Consider the following 13454-nt stretch of genomic DNA (forward strand, 5'->3'; position numbering starts at 1 on the left):
TTGCCGGCGGCAGTCCGATGATCGGTCTGGGTCGACCTCTGGAATCCTCGACCTGTTCGCGAGCGGACTGCCGGAATACGGGGCGCTGGCGGCTGGACTGGCGCAACCCGCGCATCCACTCTGCTGATCGGGTGAAAACCTGGCTGGCCTGCGACGAGCACGTCGAGTACCTGCGCGAATTCCTGGCCGCGAGGGACTTTCCTCTGACGGTGAGCGCGCTCGACACGTTCGCACCCGACTCCCCCGAAAACCAGCGATGACTGGCTGGAAGTTCGCCTTCAGCCGCCGCTGGGCTGGTTATCTCGTGCTGACCATGCTTTTTGCCGCGGTATGCGCCGGACTCGGCGTCTGGCAGCTGGCCCGCCGCGATGAGGCCCTGACCGAACTGTTTAAGATCGACTCCAACTTCGACTCGAACCCAGTGCCCGTTGCCGAGGCTCTTAAAGACCTGACAGCCTTCGACGAATCGCAAAAGTGGATGCCGGTGGAACTGACCGGAACTTATCTCAGCGCTGACGAGATGCTCGCGCGCAACCGCCCGCTCAACGTCAACCCGGGCTTCGAAGTCCTGACCCCATTGCTGCTCACCGACGGCACGATCTTTATTGTCGACCGCGGCTGGCTGCCCACCGGGCAGGAACAAGATGCTCCCGATACCGTACCGGCAGCACCCGTCGGAATGGTCACCGTGGTGGCCCGGCTCAAAGCCAGCGAACCCGATCTGCCCGGCCGTACGGCCAGCGGCAACCAGGTCGCGACGATCAACCTCATCACCATCGCCGAACGACTCGATGCCCCGACCTATACCGGCGCGTACGGCCTGATGGACACCGAGAGCGCCGCGGCGACGGAGAAACGCCCGACCGCTGTCCTGAAACCGATCCGCGACGAGGGCCCGCACCTGTCCTATGCGTTCCAGTGGTTCGTATTCGGGCTGCTCGCCTTCATCGGTCTCGGCTGGGCCCTGCGCGAAGAATACCGCAGCGTCAATGCCGAGGACCCCGAGGAGCGCGAACGCGCCGAGGAACGCGCCCGCAAACGCGCAGCGAAGCCACGCAACGATGCCGAGATTGAAGACGAGCTGGTCGACCGGCAACGGGGCTAGTCATCTCCGATCTCGAGCCAGCGCACTCCGCCGCTGGTCGAGCCCGTCGAGACGGCCGCTCAGGCGACGGCGCGGTGGTGCTGCCGAGCCTCGGTCGCCTCGTCGAGGAGCGCGCGGTACACCCGAACCAGCGACGCTGCCGAGCGCGTCCAGTCCAGCCGGAGGGCATGCTCACGTGCCGCCAGCGACAGTTCGCGCGCAAGGATCGGATCGGTCAGGATCTGCGCCATCGCATCGGCCCAAACCCGCGGATCGCGGGATTCCAAGACCAGTCCGGTGACCCCATCGACAACCGCTTCACGCAGGCCACCGGCCGCCGAAGCGACGACGGGCACACCGCTCGCAGCCGCTTCGAGTGCCACCAGGCCGTAAGTTTCCGAGTGCGAAGGCACGAGCACCAGGCGGGCACCGCGAAACAATTCGGCCAGGTGCGCATGGGACTGCGCGCCAACAAAGCGGATGCCGGACAGCCCCGCCCGTTCAGCGAGCTGACCAAGCTCTTCAACGTATCCCGAGTAGTCGACCGAGGCATCGCCGGCAATCACGAGCTCGGGGCGCAGGCCCTTCGGCAATGCCGCGATGGCCTCAATCGCCAGATCAAGACCCTTCAGTGGCTGCAGACGCGCCGCGACGACGGCGTAGCCGCGGTCGGCCGCGCCACCAGCGGGCTGGCGCTCGGGCGCGAACAGGTTGCTGTCCACCCCCGGGAGCACGATGCTGGTTCGGCTCGCCGAGCCGCCGAGCCGCCCGGAAATCGTGGCGGCCTCCGACGCACTGATCGCCACCAGCGCGTCGGATTCGCGTGCCAACCGCGCTTCTCCGCGCATCCGTCCCGGTGATTCGGCGTGTTCACCAGCCGAAAGCGGCGACGCATCATCCGCTGCAATGCTATGAAAACTCTGAACGTGCGGGACGCCCCAGTTGCGGGCGACCGGAAGCGCCGCCATGCCGGAAAACCAGTGATGCGAGTGGATAATGTCGACCGGCTCGAGAGCGTTGAGTCGGTCGGAGAACTCCTCGATGTAGCTCTCGTGCGTGCCCTTGGACAGCGTTCGGGCCGGCCCGGCGGCCAGAAACCGCAGCGTGAGGCCCTCGGCGAGCTGCTGCGAATCGGGCTGATCCGCCGCTGACCGCCGAGTCAGAATCGTGACACGGTGTCCAAGGGCGGCCAGTTTCTCAGCCTGATGCCGCACGACGACGTTCATACCGCCGGCGTCGCCGGAACCGGGGTCAGTGCCTGGCGAGGTGTGCAGGCAGACCAGCGCGATGCGCAGTGGCGTTCTCATCGATATCACGCTCTGGTCCTTTTGCCTGGGTCGCCGACAGGTGGCCGGGTCACGGAAATGGTTAAGACAACTCGATCAGGTCGAGGTAGTCCTTGTTCCAGTGGTCCTCTGTACCCTCGGGCATGATCAGGACGCGCTCGGGATTGAGAGCCTGCACCGCGCCCTCATCGTGGCTGACCAGAACGACGGCGCCGGCGTAGTGCGCAAGAGCATCAAGGATCTCTTCGCGGCTGGCAGGGTCGAGGTTGTTAGTGGGCTCATCGAGCAGCAGCACGTTGGCGCCGGAAACCACGATCATGGCTAGGGCCAGACGAGTTTTCTCGCCACCGGAGAGAACTCCGGCCGGCTTGTTCGAGTCATCGCCGGTGAATAGGAACGACCCGAGCACCCGACGTGCTTCCATCTCGGTGATGCTCGGCGAGGAGGAGACCATATTCTCGAGCACCGAACGCTTTACGTCGATGGTTTCGTGTTCCTGAGCGTAGTAACCGATCCGGAGGCCGTGACCGGGTTCGATCGAACCGGTGTCGGATTCGTCGACGCCGGCGAGCATGCGCAGCAGGGTGGTCTTTCCTGCACCGTTGAGGCCAAGAATGACGACCTTGGACCCCCGGTCGATCGCGAGGTCGACCGCCGTGAAGATCTCGAGGGAACCATAGCTCTTCGACAGGTCCTTGGCCATGAGCGGTGTGCGACCACACGGTGCTGGCTCGGGGAAGCGCAGTTTGGCGACGCGTTCAACGGCACGCACGGCGTCGAGGCCGGAAAGCAGCTTCTCGGCACGAGCCACCATCTGGTGGGCTGCGGCGGCCTTGCTGGCCTTGGCCCCGAACTTTGCGGCCTGCAGCTGCAGGGTCGAGGCCTTCTTCTCGGCGTTCGCGCGTTCCTTTTTGCGGCGGTCGGCATCTGCTGTGCGCTGGAGGAGGTAATTCTTCCAGTTCATGTTGTAGATGTCGATCATCATGCGGTTCGCATCGAGGTAAAATACGCGGTTGACCGTTTCGCCGACGAGTTCAATGTCGTGGCTGATGATGATGCAGCCGCCCTTGTAGTTCTTGACGAACTCGCGCAGCCAGGCCACCGAGTCGGCGTCGAGGTGGTTGGTGGGCTCATCGAGGATCATCATCTCGGCAGCCGAGAACAGGATACGGGCGAGTTCGATGCGACGACGCTGACCACCGGAGAGGGTACTCAAAGCCTGGTCGAGAATGTGATCCGGCAGTTTCAGGTTGCCGGCAATGGATGCGGCTTCGGCTTCGGCGGAATAGCCGCCGAGGCCGTTGAACTCGTCAGTCAGGCGCCCGTACTTCTTCATGGCTGCGGCCGCGATCTTGGGATCGGGGTCGGCCATCGCCATGCTGGACTCCTGCATACCGAGGGCGATGGTGCCGAGGCCGCGGGCATCGAGGATGCGGGTGCGCGCGAGCATGGTCGGGTCACCGGCGCGCGGGTCCTGCGGCAGATAGCCGATTTCACCGGAGTGGCTGATCGAACCCTTGGTCGGGTTGGTCTCCCCGGCGAGGGTCTTCGTCAGCGTCGTCTTGCCGGCACCGTTACGGCCGACGAGCCCGATCTTGTCGCCGCTTGCGACGCGGAAGTTGACGCCCTCCATGAGCACGCGGGCTCCAACGCGGATTTCGAGATCTTGCACGTTGAGCACAGCAATAGTCCATTCGACGAGTTTGTACGGGTGTGAAGTGTAAGTGGGCCAGAGCGGTCCAACTCACTAGTATATTTGCCTTCAGGCTGTGCTTGGCACACGGGCGCGGGATGGGCATTAGAGCAGGGCAGCCAGAAGCGACTTCTCCAGCCAGTTCAGGTAGGCCTCGGTGGACCAGCCGAGCGATAAGACAAGGGTACGAAACGTGTGCGGGTGGGCTAGCGCCCACATCGTCGCCGCCGCCTCGTGGTCGCTGATGCCCCCGCGAAGTCCGCGCTTCTCCCGCAGTGCAGCCGCTACCTCGCCGAAGCCGTGCAGCCGGGCCGCGTCGCGCTTTTGCTCGAACTCCCCCACGTCGGGGTCGACCACGGCTGCTTCGCTGACAATGCGCAGAATGCCTGAGGTGCGTTCATTCACGAGCGCGCTCGACCGGGCCAAAATGCGGATGACCCCGGTCGCCGTACGCGCCTCGGCAATGCGTTCGCGTGTGGCACCCGACAGTAGCGCCGGTGCTCCCGGTTCCGCCGCTACTCGGTCAAGGACCGCGGCGAGCAATTCCGCCTTTGACCCTACGGAGTTGTAAATGGTCTGCACCACTACGCCGGCTTCCGCGGCAATGGCCGCGACCGAGGTGCCCACATAACCTCTCTCGAGCATCAGTCGCCCGGCTGCCATGACAATCTCCGCCCGCGTGCCCGCCGCCTGTGCCGTCCGCCGGCGAATTGCCCCGTACTCCCCTGTTTCCATACAACTAGTATATCGTTCTAATGAGTAGAAATAGTTTCTAAAGTGGTTCCTCTGCGGTGACCGCGCTGGGACCAACCTGCGGACCAACCCGAGGACCGAGCGCAGACAGACCGAAGGCCCCGCCTGTAAATACAGGCGGGGCCTTCGCCATAGATCTAGAGCTACATGGCGAAGCCGAGGGCTCGCATCATGTCGCGACCATCGTCGGTGATCTTCTCGGGTCCCCACGGTGGCATCCAGACCCAGTTGATGCGGAACTGGTCGACGACGCCATCGAGCGCCTCAGCCGTTTGCTCCTCGAGCACATCGGTCAGCGGGCAGCCGGCCGAGGTGAGGGTCATGTGGATGATGAGCGCGTTGTTCTCATCGTCCCAACCGAGGTCATAGATGAGGCCGAGATCGACGACGTTGATGCCGAGTTCCGGGTCCATGACGTCCTTGAGGGCCTCTTCAATCTCGTCGAAGCGGGCCGGACTGAGTGTTGAGGCCATAGGACTAGCCTACGTTCGACGGAACGAGAAAGCGATCGTAGCCTTCGTCTTCGAGGCGGTCGGCAAGTTCCGGGCCACCCTGTTCGGCGATACGGCCGTTGACGAAGACGTGCACGAAGTCCGGGTGGATGTAGCGCAGGATCCGCGTGTAGTGCGTGATCAGCAACAGGCCGAGACCGGTGTTGACCTTGGCGCGGTTGACGCCCTCGGAGACAATCTTGAGCGCGTCAACGTCGAGGCCGGAGTCGGTCTCGTCGAGCACGGCGAACTTAGGCTTGAGGAGTTCAAGCTGAAGAATCTCGTTGCGCTTCTTCTCGCCACCGGAGAAGCCCTCGTTGACGTTTCGCTCAGCAAATGCCTTGTCCATGCGCAGGCTGGTCATCGCCTGACGCACGTCCTTGATCCAGGTGCGAATCGGCGGGGCTTCACCTTCGATGGCCGTCTTCGCGGTGCGAAGAAAGTTGGTTACGGTGACTCCGGGAATCTCGACCGGGTATTGCATGGCGAGGAACAGGCCAGCTCGTGCTCGGGCATCCACTGTCATTTTGAGTACTTCTACGCCGTCGAGGAGAATGGAGCCACTCTCGACGTGATATTTGGGGTGGCCGGCGATCGTGTAGGCGAGGGTGGACTTGCCGGAGCCGTTCGGGCCCATGATGGCGTGAATTTCACCCTCGTTGATGGTGAGGTTGACGCCGCGCAGAATCTGCTTCGTGCCCTGGTCGGTCTCAACGCTGACATGCAGGTCGATAATTTCAAGAACAGACATGAATGTCGTATCCCTTTCTAAATTCTAAAAATGATCTGGTGAGGCGGTGGTTGATTGAAAAAGAATCAGACCGCGACAGTGACGGAAGGATCGACGAAGACGAAACCGTCGATGAGTTCAACGTTGTAAACCGGGACCGGGTCGTAGGCCGGTAGGGACAGCGGCTTGCCCGTGGTGAGGGAAAACCTCGAGCCGTGAGCCCAGCACTCGAGTGTTTGGCCTTCCACGAATCCCTCCGAGAGGGAGATGTCGCCGTGCGTACAGGTGTCGCCGATGGCGAACACGTCGCCGGCTGCGTCACGCACGAGAGCGATGGCGACGCCATCGATTTCGATCTTGACGGCCTGGTTTACTTCGAGCTCATCGAGAGCGCAGATCTTCGTTGCGGCCATGCTTATTTGTCGTCCGTTCCAATAAGTTCGGCTTCGATTGCGAGTTGCAACCTTGCTTCGAGTTCGGGAGAACCAATCTGCTGCACGACCTCGGTGAGAAATCCGCGCACGACCAAGCGCCGTGCTTCCGCCTCGCTGATGCCGCGAGACTGAAGGTAGAACAGCTGCTCATCGTCGAACCGTCCGGTGGCACTGGCGTGACCGGCACCGACGATATCGCCGGTTTCGATTTCCAGGTTAGGGATGGAATCGGCGCGGGTGCCCTCGCTCAGGACGAGGTTGCGGTTCTGTTCGTAGCTGTCGGTGCCTGCGGCCTTATTGCCGATCAGCACGTCGCCGATCCAGACCGTGCGCGCGTCCTGGCCTTGCAATGCACCCTTGTAGTTGACCCGGCTGCGGCTCTTGGGGGCGTCATGGAAGACATAGACCTGCTGCTCAAGGTGCTGGCCGGCATCTGCGAAGTAGAGCCCGAGGAGCAGCGCGTCGGAGCCGGGGCCGGCCAGACGTACGGACGGGTTGACTCGCACGATGCTGCCGCCGAGAGAAACCACTACGTGCTTCAGGCGGGCGTCCCGACCAATGGATGCGAAATGGTTGGCCAGGTGCACCGCCGAGTCGTTCCATTCCTGCAGCGAGACGACCGTGAGGTTGGCGGACTCGCCGAGGATGATCTCGACGTTCTCACTCAGCCGGGCATCACCGGTGTTCGCCAGAATGACCGTGGCTTGGCTGAACGGCTTGGCCTCAATGATGGTATGGGCGCCGCGGGCGGACGTGCCGAGACCGGACCGCGTGACCGTGATCTCTTTGGCTTCTTCACCGCTCACCGTGATGGCGAGGGCATCGTCGAAAACGCCCCAGGCGTTCGCGGCGGCACGATCTTCCGGCAGTCCGGCGGTGCCGATCCGGTCATCCGTTCTGGGTACCCACTCGACAGAGACATCCGCTGAGGGAGTCGACTCGATTTGATAGCGGGAACCGTCGAGCGAACCGGCGGTGAGGTCAGTGAATTTAGCGACGGGCGAGTGCTTCCAGACAGCTTCGCGACCGGTGACGGTCTCGAAGTCGGCGACCTTGACGCTTTTGAAGCGATCCGATCGGGTTTGCACCGGTACGTAGCCAAAACGTCCATCGGAGTGTTTCTTGATTCCGTGCTGACCGGCCGGCAGAACCGACTCGGGCGCGGGTGTGGATGATTCGGGCACAGTTGTTGGCGCGCTCTTCGAAAGCGCTGAAGCGGCGGACATTTAGCCGACGGATCCTTCCATGCCCATTTCAATGAGCTTGTTGAGTTCGAGGGCGTACTCCATCGGGAGCTCCCGGGCGATCGGTTCGATGAATCCGCGAACGATCATGGCCATGGCCTCGTCTTCGGGCATGCCGCGGCTCATCAGGTAGAAGAGCTGCTCGGCACTGACGCGGGAGACTGTGGCCTCGTGACCGAGCTGCACGTCGTCGACGCGAATGTCGATGGACGGGTAGGTATCGGAGCGCGATTGGGTGTCGACGAGGAGGGCGTCGCAGCGCACGGTGTTGGCAGAGTGGTGTGCGGAGGCATCCATTCGAACCTCACCGCGATATCCGCTACGACCGCCACCACGCGCGATGGACTTGGAGACGATCGAAGACTGCGTGTATGGAGCCATGTGGATCATTTTGGCGCCGGCATCCTGGTGCTGGCCGGGTCCAGCGAACGCCACCGAGAGCGTCTCGCCCTTGGCGTGCTCCCCCATCAGGTAGATAGACGGGTACTTCATGGTGACCTTGGAACCGATGTTTCCATCGATCCACTCCATCGTCGCGCCTTCGCCGGCCGTGGCCCGCTTGGTGACGAGGTTGTAGACGTTGTTCGACCAGTTTTGAATGGTCGTGTAACGAACCCGGGCGTTCTTCTTCACAACAATCTCGACCACGGCGGAGTGCAGCGAATCAGACTTGTAGATCGGGGCCGTGCAGCCCTCGATGTAGTGCACGTAGCTGCCTTCGTCGGCGATGATCAGCGTGCGCTCGAACTGGCCCATGTTCTCGGTGTTGATGCGGAAGTACGCCTGGAGGGGAATCTCGACGTGAACGCCCGGAGGGACGTACACGAAGGATCCTCCGGACCAGACGGCCGTGTTGAGCGCGGCGAACTTGTTGTCGCCGGAGGGAATGATGGTGCCGAAGTACTCCTCGAAAAATTCCGGGTGTTCCTTGAGCGCCGTGTCGGTGTCCATGAAGATGACGCCCTGAGCTTCGAGCTCTTCGTTGATCTGGTGATAGACCACTTCGGACTCGTATTGGGCCGCGACACCGGAGACGAGACGCTGACGCTCAGCTTCGGGGATACCGAGCTTCTCGTAGGTGTTCTTGATGTCGTCGGGCAGGTCGTCCCAAGTCTGGGCCTGCTTCTCCGTGGAGCGCACGAAGTACTTGATGTTATCGAAATCGATATCGGAAAGATCGGCGCCCCAGGTCGGCATGGGCTTGCGTTCGAACAGCTGAAGTGCCTTCAGCCGTCGCTGCAGCATCCAGTCCGGCTCGGATTTCAGATTCGAGATGTCGGTGACGACCTCAGGAGAAATACCGCGACGAGCGGATGCGCCGGCCTTGTCTGAATCGGCCCATCCAAATTCGTAGGTACCAATCCCCTCAAGGTCGGGACGGTCAAGCAGGACATCCGACATACTTACCTCTTCTCTACCCAGCACAACCCGGATATTAGTCCGGTCATTCCCGTGCGACCCCCAGTAGAGGTGAACTCAGTGGGGACCACGGGGAACGGGTTGTGTGGACAGCTACGTTGCGTACCTAGAATATTCATGAAGCATCACGATGAACCCGAGCCGTACGGCCCGAATTGAAATCCTACGATCGGATGACCGTGGGAAAGATCTCCATGAGATCATAATTCTACAGGTTCATCAGCGGGATTGGCGTGCTTACGGGTCGATTCACATCTGAGCCCGGCACGATCAGAGGGCACGTGCACGTAAGAATGACAGTAGGAGCAGAACCGGTGAATGCGATATACCAATGGCTACCGAACACTATCGACATACGAATTCGGACGGTGGCCTGGCTGTCGCTCGTGACCGAAATTTTAATCGTCGGCACCGGTGGCGCTGTGCGCCTCACCGGTTCCGGACTTGGCTGCCCGACCTGGCCGACCTGTGTCGCCGGGTCGCTCGTACCGACCGCGGAGATGGGCCTGCACGGTGTCATTGAGTTCGGTAACCGCCTGATGACCGGATTGATCGGCATTATTGCCATCGCCGCCGTCGTGCTGCTCTGGCGCTTACGCACGGAACGCAAAGACCTGTTCATCCTCGCCGTAATTCTCGGTCTCGGCGTCCTCGCACAGGCGCTGGTCGGCGGCGTCACCGTGCTGACCGGTCTCAATCCGTTCATCGTCGGCTTTCATTTCATGGCCTCGCTGATCATGGTGTGCATCGCCACCGTGCTGGTGCACCGGGTTTACCTCCCGTCGGGTCCGCGCGCCCACGTCGTACCGGTCGGCTTTGCCGGGCTCGCTCATGCCGCGAGCTTCGTGGTGGCACTGACCGTGGTGATGGGAGTCGTGACCACTGCCTCCGGACCGCATTCAGGTGACGCCGCGGCGGGTCGCACGGGATTCAACGCTGAGTTGCTCGAGCACCTGCATGCCTGGCCGGGCTACGCGACGCTGGTCTTGACGATCGTGCTGCTCGCAGCATCCGTTCGAGGCAAGCTGCCCGTGCGTAAATTCGTCGTCACGTTACTTGTGATCGAGCTCGCGCAAATTGTAGTCGGCCTGCTGCAGGCCAACCTAGGCTTGCCGCCGGTGCTCGTCGGGCTGCACATGGTGCTCGCCTGCGTGCTCGCCGCGGCGATGACCGCCGTCGTGCTGAACCTCAAGGCTCCGGCCGCCATCACGGCCGACACGCCGGAACACGCCCCCACGAATGAGGCCAGTCGCATCTAGTCCCATATCGTTCGGTGTCATCACTTCGCGGCAGGCCAACGCGACTGCGCGGCCTAGTGGATTTCACTGAGCGGTCAGGCGTGGATGCCCTCAACCGCGCGCGCTCCCTACACGGCCTGCCCATCCGTGTGCGCGCGGCCGGAGGCGGAGTGCTGGGGGTGATTGTGCGTGTGGGCAATTTCGAAAGTACCCGCTGCAATTCGCTCGACTCATAACTCGAATCTTCCAGGAGTGGCGACGCCTGACGTTTTAGTCCGAAGCCCCAGGCAGCGAGAACTCGCTGATCGTGGGGAAGAGTGCCAGGAGGAGAAATACGCATTTCGAGCGCTACGACTGCGGAACGCATGGCAATCAAAACATCAAAAGAGACGTCCGGCGGTATGACCCTGGCATTCCAGAGTACGAGCGCCGCGCGGTAAAGGTTGACAACCCAATCGGCTCTACCGTCATCGGAGGCGAATTGCCCGCCGAACTCAAGGTATTTAATGAGCGGCCACGGGTCAACCGTTGACATTGACGGCCGCTCAACAGCATCCCAGACAGCTTGCGCCTCGACACGGCACCCGTGAGCCAAGGCGTGTTGAGAATTAGTGCTGCACGGACGTGATGACGGTGAACCGGTCACTTGCGATGTCTAATCGGTCGTGGGGCATTCCTAGCCGAACACCGGCACAAGTTCTTGCCCGACGACGCCTTCGCGAAATTATTCGTGTCGGGTCGGGGCCGCCCATCACTGCCGGTGGAAGTCATGGTCCGTGGGATGGTTGAACCGCTTCGAGGACGGGCCACGTGGTCCTGACGGCGACGGGCGTGGCGTACTCGTCGCGCTGACCGATTCCCGGCACGATCTCATTGAGATGGCTCTGCCGGAACACCAAGAGACCGAGCTCGCCATCATCGTGACCCTGAGCGTCGAGGAGCAAAAATTTCTCGCGCTGAATTTACAGAGAATAACGATCGCGGCCAGTTCCTGAAAGTCACACGACGGCATCCCGAGGTCACTCAGACGAGAACGCGGCACGGCGCATAATCCCCAAAAGGGAATTGCCGCCGGGCCCTCCCTCGACGGTGGCCGCCGGTGTATTCTCCAGACATGCACCTCGCGCCGGGAGCCAAGTCGAAGCCGCCAGATGACGCGGCGCGCCTCGCCCTGTTCGGCCCGCCGGTGTTCGGCTTCGTGCCACAGCCGCGTCTTCAGGAACGCGGCTGGAGTTGGTACGGTAATCACGGCCGCACGCTCGAAGCACAGGCCCACTACTGGCTCGCCGATCCCTCGGGTAAGTTCTGGTTCGAAGATTCTCCGGTCGGCCCGATTGGAATCGCCGAATTGCGCGGGTTCGTCTTCACCGACGTGCCGGGTTCAACGAATCGCGGCGGAGACCCCATTCGTGACGCGCTCAACCAGCATTTGCAGTACATCGTGATGAACTATGCCAAGAATCCCTACGAGTTCGGGTCTGAACTCTGGGCTGAACGGCACACGCAACAGCAGGCGGAGATCGAGCTCGCGCTGGCGCACCGGTCGAACCTGATCGTTGACGACACGGCACTGCCGGCCATCGTCGTGACGGCCTCCGATTTCACGGGTACTGCAATGGTGCTGGCCGGTCGTGTGGTGACGGTCGTGATTCACTCGGCCGACGTCGGAAAAATTGACGTTCGGCTCATTCGTCGGGTCTGATCAGGCGCCGGGTCTGATCACTCGCCGGACTTGAGCTTTTGGCCTAGAAGGGCAGCAGCGGATCGACGCCAACGGCCACGAACAGCAGGGACAGGTACGCGATCGAGCCGTGGAAGACGCGCATCGGCGACACGTGCTCGTGTCGGATGGCCAGGCTGTACAAGCGATGCGTCTCGTAGATGAACCAGCCACCGGTGACGAACGCTACGAAGGTGTAGAGCAGTCCCATATCGGCGATCGGAATGAGCAACAGCGAGCAGGCGACGGTGGCCCAGGCGTACAGAATGACCTGCAGGCCAACCTGAGCACGGCCCCGCACCACGGCCAACATCGGAACGCCGGCGGCCTGGTAGTCGCTGCGGTACTTCATCGACAGTGGCCAATAATGCGGCGGCGTCCATAGAAAGATGATCATGAACAGAATGATCGGGGGCCATGACAGATCGCCGGTCACGGCGGCCCAGCCGATCAGCACTGGCATGCAGCCGGCGACACCGCCCCAGACGATGTTCTGCGGAGTGCGACGCTTGAGAATGATCGTGTAGAACACGACATAGAGCACAATAGCGGCGAACGACAGCGCGGCGGCGAGCCAGTTAGTCAGCAATCCCAGCCACAGAATGGATGCTGCGCCCAACGCCCACGCGAATATCAAGGCTTCCCGGTCGCTCAGTTCCCCCGTGACAAGCGGACGATTCTTTGTGCGCTTCATGAGGCGGTCGATATCGCGATCGAGATAACAGTTAAACGCTCCAGCGGACCCTGCACTCAGGGCACCTCCGATCAACGTTGCCAGAATCAGCCACAAGCTCGGGATGCCCCGTTCCGCGAGCAGCATCGTCGGCGCGGTAACCACGAGGAGCAACTCGACGACTCGTGGTTTGGTCAGAGAAACGTACGCTTTGAGGGTGCGCTTGAGTGTGCGCGGAGTTCTTTCGATGGTTTGAAGTGCGACGTCCATTAATCCTCAAATGCTAGGTAGTACCACTAATTGTAGGTCACCGAATGCCCCTCTCTCACAAATGTTATGTCACGTCATTTGGAGCGCCCCAGCATATTCGTCCGTATACTTAAATTGCTCCCCACAGTGAAACAGTAGTTCGGCGGGCCCCCAGGTGGGAGATGGCAGCGTGAAGCAGGCCAACTCGCTGGGGGTGACATCTCGCTTGCAGTCCCGCGTCAGAATGGCGCGGACGGCCGTGCGAGACGGTTGCCGACAATTGCACAACTATCAAAGGATGGGTTGAGCTCAACCCGCCTTCGCTTCAATGAAGGGTTACGTGACGTGGCAGCTTTCCAATGGGATTCCGTTGACGATCAGGCGGTCAACACCGCACGCATTCTGGCGGCTGACGCCGTTGAAAAGGTTGGGAATGGGCA

The 13454-nt window shown here is 61.8% G+C and carries 14 protein-coding genes; 5 read left to right on the forward strand and 9 right to left on the reverse strand.

Going from position 1 to position 13454, the window contains the following annotated elements; all coding sequences use genetic code 11:
• Positions 1-17: 17 nt before the first annotated feature.
• Both CXY73_RS05670 and CXY73_RS05675 read left to right on the forward strand, forming a co-directional pair.
• On the forward strand, positions 18-260 hold the full coding sequence (locus CXY73_RS05670) for a hypothetical protein (protein ID WP_104134176.1): 243 nt from the start codon (positions 18-20) through the stop codon (positions 258-260).
• Positions 257-1105, forward strand: a complete 849-nt coding sequence (locus CXY73_RS05675) for an SURF1 family protein (RefSeq protein WP_104177106.1) — start codon at positions 257-259, stop codon at positions 1103-1105. The genes CXY73_RS05670 and CXY73_RS05675 overlap by 4 nt, the downstream gene beginning before the upstream one ends.
• Before the next feature lie 59 nt (positions 1106-1164).
• Here CXY73_RS05675 and CXY73_RS05680 read toward each other — a convergent pair whose 3' ends face one another.
• From CXY73_RS05680 to sufB, 8 genes are all read right to left on the reverse strand, one after another.
• Complete coding sequence (locus CXY73_RS05680; protein WP_104134164.1) at positions 1165-2391, reverse strand: glycosyltransferase; 1227 nt, start codon at positions 2389-2391, stop codon at positions 1165-1167.
• Between the two features lie 61 nt (positions 2392-2452).
• Complete coding sequence (locus CXY73_RS05685; RefSeq protein ID WP_104177107.1) at positions 2453-4051, reverse strand: ABC-F family ATP-binding cassette domain-containing protein; 1599 nt, start codon at positions 4049-4051, stop codon at positions 2453-2455.
• A gap of 117 nt (positions 4052-4168) precedes the next feature.
• Complete coding sequence (locus tag CXY73_RS05690; protein WP_233198158.1) at positions 4169-4726, reverse strand: TetR/AcrR family transcriptional regulator; 558 nt, start codon at positions 4724-4726, stop codon at positions 4169-4171.
• 233 nt (positions 4727-4959) lie between these two features.
• Complete coding sequence (locus CXY73_RS05695; protein ID WP_092107875.1) at positions 4960-5289, reverse strand: metal-sulfur cluster assembly factor; 330 nt, start codon at positions 5287-5289, stop codon at positions 4960-4962.
• Positions 5290-5293: 4 nt separating this feature from the next.
• Entirely contained in the window at positions 5294-6058 is a 765-nt protein-coding gene (sufC, locus tag CXY73_RS05700; protein WP_104134167.1) for a Fe-S cluster assembly ATPase SufC, read from the reverse strand.
• A 65-nt stretch (positions 6059-6123) separates the two neighbouring features.
• Positions 6124-6450, reverse strand: coding sequence for a non-heme iron oxygenase ferredoxin subunit (locus tag CXY73_RS05705; protein ID WP_104177109.1), 327 nt, complete (start codon positions 6448-6450; stop codon positions 6124-6126).
• Between the two features lie 2 nt (positions 6451-6452).
• Complete coding sequence (gene sufD / locus CXY73_RS05710) at positions 6453-7697, reverse strand: Fe-S cluster assembly protein SufD (RefSeq protein ID WP_104134169.1); 1245 nt, start codon at positions 7695-7697, stop codon at positions 6453-6455.
• Complete coding sequence (gene sufB / locus CXY73_RS05715; protein ID WP_104134170.1) at positions 7698-9116, reverse strand: Fe-S cluster assembly protein SufB; 1419 nt, start codon at positions 9114-9116, stop codon at positions 7698-7700.
• A gap of 311 nt (positions 9117-9427) precedes the next feature.
• Here sufB and CXY73_RS05720 point away from each other — a divergent pair, with 311 nt between their 5' ends.
• From CXY73_RS05720 to CXY73_RS05730, 3 genes are all read left to right on the forward strand, one after another.
• On the forward strand, positions 9428-10393 hold the full coding sequence (locus CXY73_RS05720) for a heme A synthase (protein ID WP_104134171.1): 966 nt from the start codon (positions 9428-9430) through the stop codon (positions 10391-10393).
• A gap of 755 nt (positions 10394-11148) precedes the next feature.
• A complete protein-coding gene (locus tag CXY73_RS05725) occupies positions 11149-11367 on the forward strand; it encodes a hypothetical protein (RefSeq protein WP_104134172.1) in 219 nt (72 codons plus the stop codon).
• Between the two features lie 104 nt (positions 11368-11471).
• Positions 11472-12074, forward strand: a complete 603-nt coding sequence (locus CXY73_RS05730; protein WP_158254037.1) for a hypothetical protein — start codon at positions 11472-11474, stop codon at positions 12072-12074.
• A gap of 43 nt (positions 12075-12117) precedes the next feature.
• Here CXY73_RS05730 and CXY73_RS05735 read toward each other — a convergent pair whose 3' ends face one another.
• The gene (locus CXY73_RS05735; protein WP_104134174.1) at positions 12118-13035 is read right to left on the reverse strand and encodes a heme o synthase; all 918 of its coding nucleotides are present in this window, start codon (positions 13033-13035) and stop codon (positions 12118-12120) included.
• Positions 13036-13454 lie beyond the last annotated feature (419 nt).

This window comes from Cryobacterium sp. Y50 (assembly GCF_002929805.1).
Taxonomy (GTDB): domain Bacteria; phylum Actinomycetota; class Actinomycetes; order Actinomycetales; family Microbacteriaceae; genus Cryobacterium.

Excerpts from the sequence above, each read along its gene's own strand:
- CXY73_RS05670 (WP_104134176.1), top strand. The coding sequence starts at position 18 with ATGATCGGTCTGGGTCGACCTCTGGAATCCTCGACCTGTTCGCGAGCG.
- CXY73_RS05680 (WP_104134164.1), bottom strand. The coding sequence starts at position 2,391 with ATGAGAACGCCACTGCGCATCGCGCTGGTCTGCCTGCACACCTCGCCA.
- CXY73_RS05720 (WP_104134171.1), top strand. The coding sequence starts at position 9,428 with ATGACAGTAGGAGCAGAACCGGTGAATGCGATATACCAATGGCTACCG.
- CXY73_RS05735 (WP_104134174.1), bottom strand. The coding sequence starts at position 13,035 with ATGGACGTCGCACTTCAAACCATCGAAAGAACTCCGCGCACACTCAAG.
- CXY73_RS05675 (WP_104177106.1), top strand. The coding sequence starts at position 257 with ATGACTGGCTGGAAGTTCGCCTTCAGCCGCCGCTGGGCTGGTTATCTC.
- sufD (WP_104134169.1), bottom strand. The coding sequence starts at position 7,697 with ATGTCCGCCGCTTCAGCGCTTTCGAAGAGCGCGCCAACAACTGTGCCC.
- CXY73_RS05695 (WP_092107875.1), bottom strand. The coding sequence starts at position 5,289 with ATGGCCTCAACACTCAGTCCGGCCCGCTTCGACGAGATTGAAGAGGCC.
- CXY73_RS05690 (WP_233198158.1), bottom strand. The coding sequence starts at position 4,726 with ATGGCAGCCGGGCGACTGATGCTCGAGAGAGGTTATGTGGGCACCTCG.
- sufB (WP_104134170.1), bottom strand. The coding sequence starts at position 9,116 with ATGTCGGATGTCCTGCTTGACCGTCCCGACCTTGAGGGGATTGGTACC.
- CXY73_RS05705 (WP_104177109.1), bottom strand. The coding sequence starts at position 6,450 with ATGGCCGCAACGAAGATCTGCGCTCTCGATGAGCTCGAAGTAAACCAG.
- sufC (WP_104134167.1), bottom strand. The coding sequence starts at position 6,058 with ATGTCTGTTCTTGAAATTATCGACCTGCATGTCAGCGTTGAGACCGAC.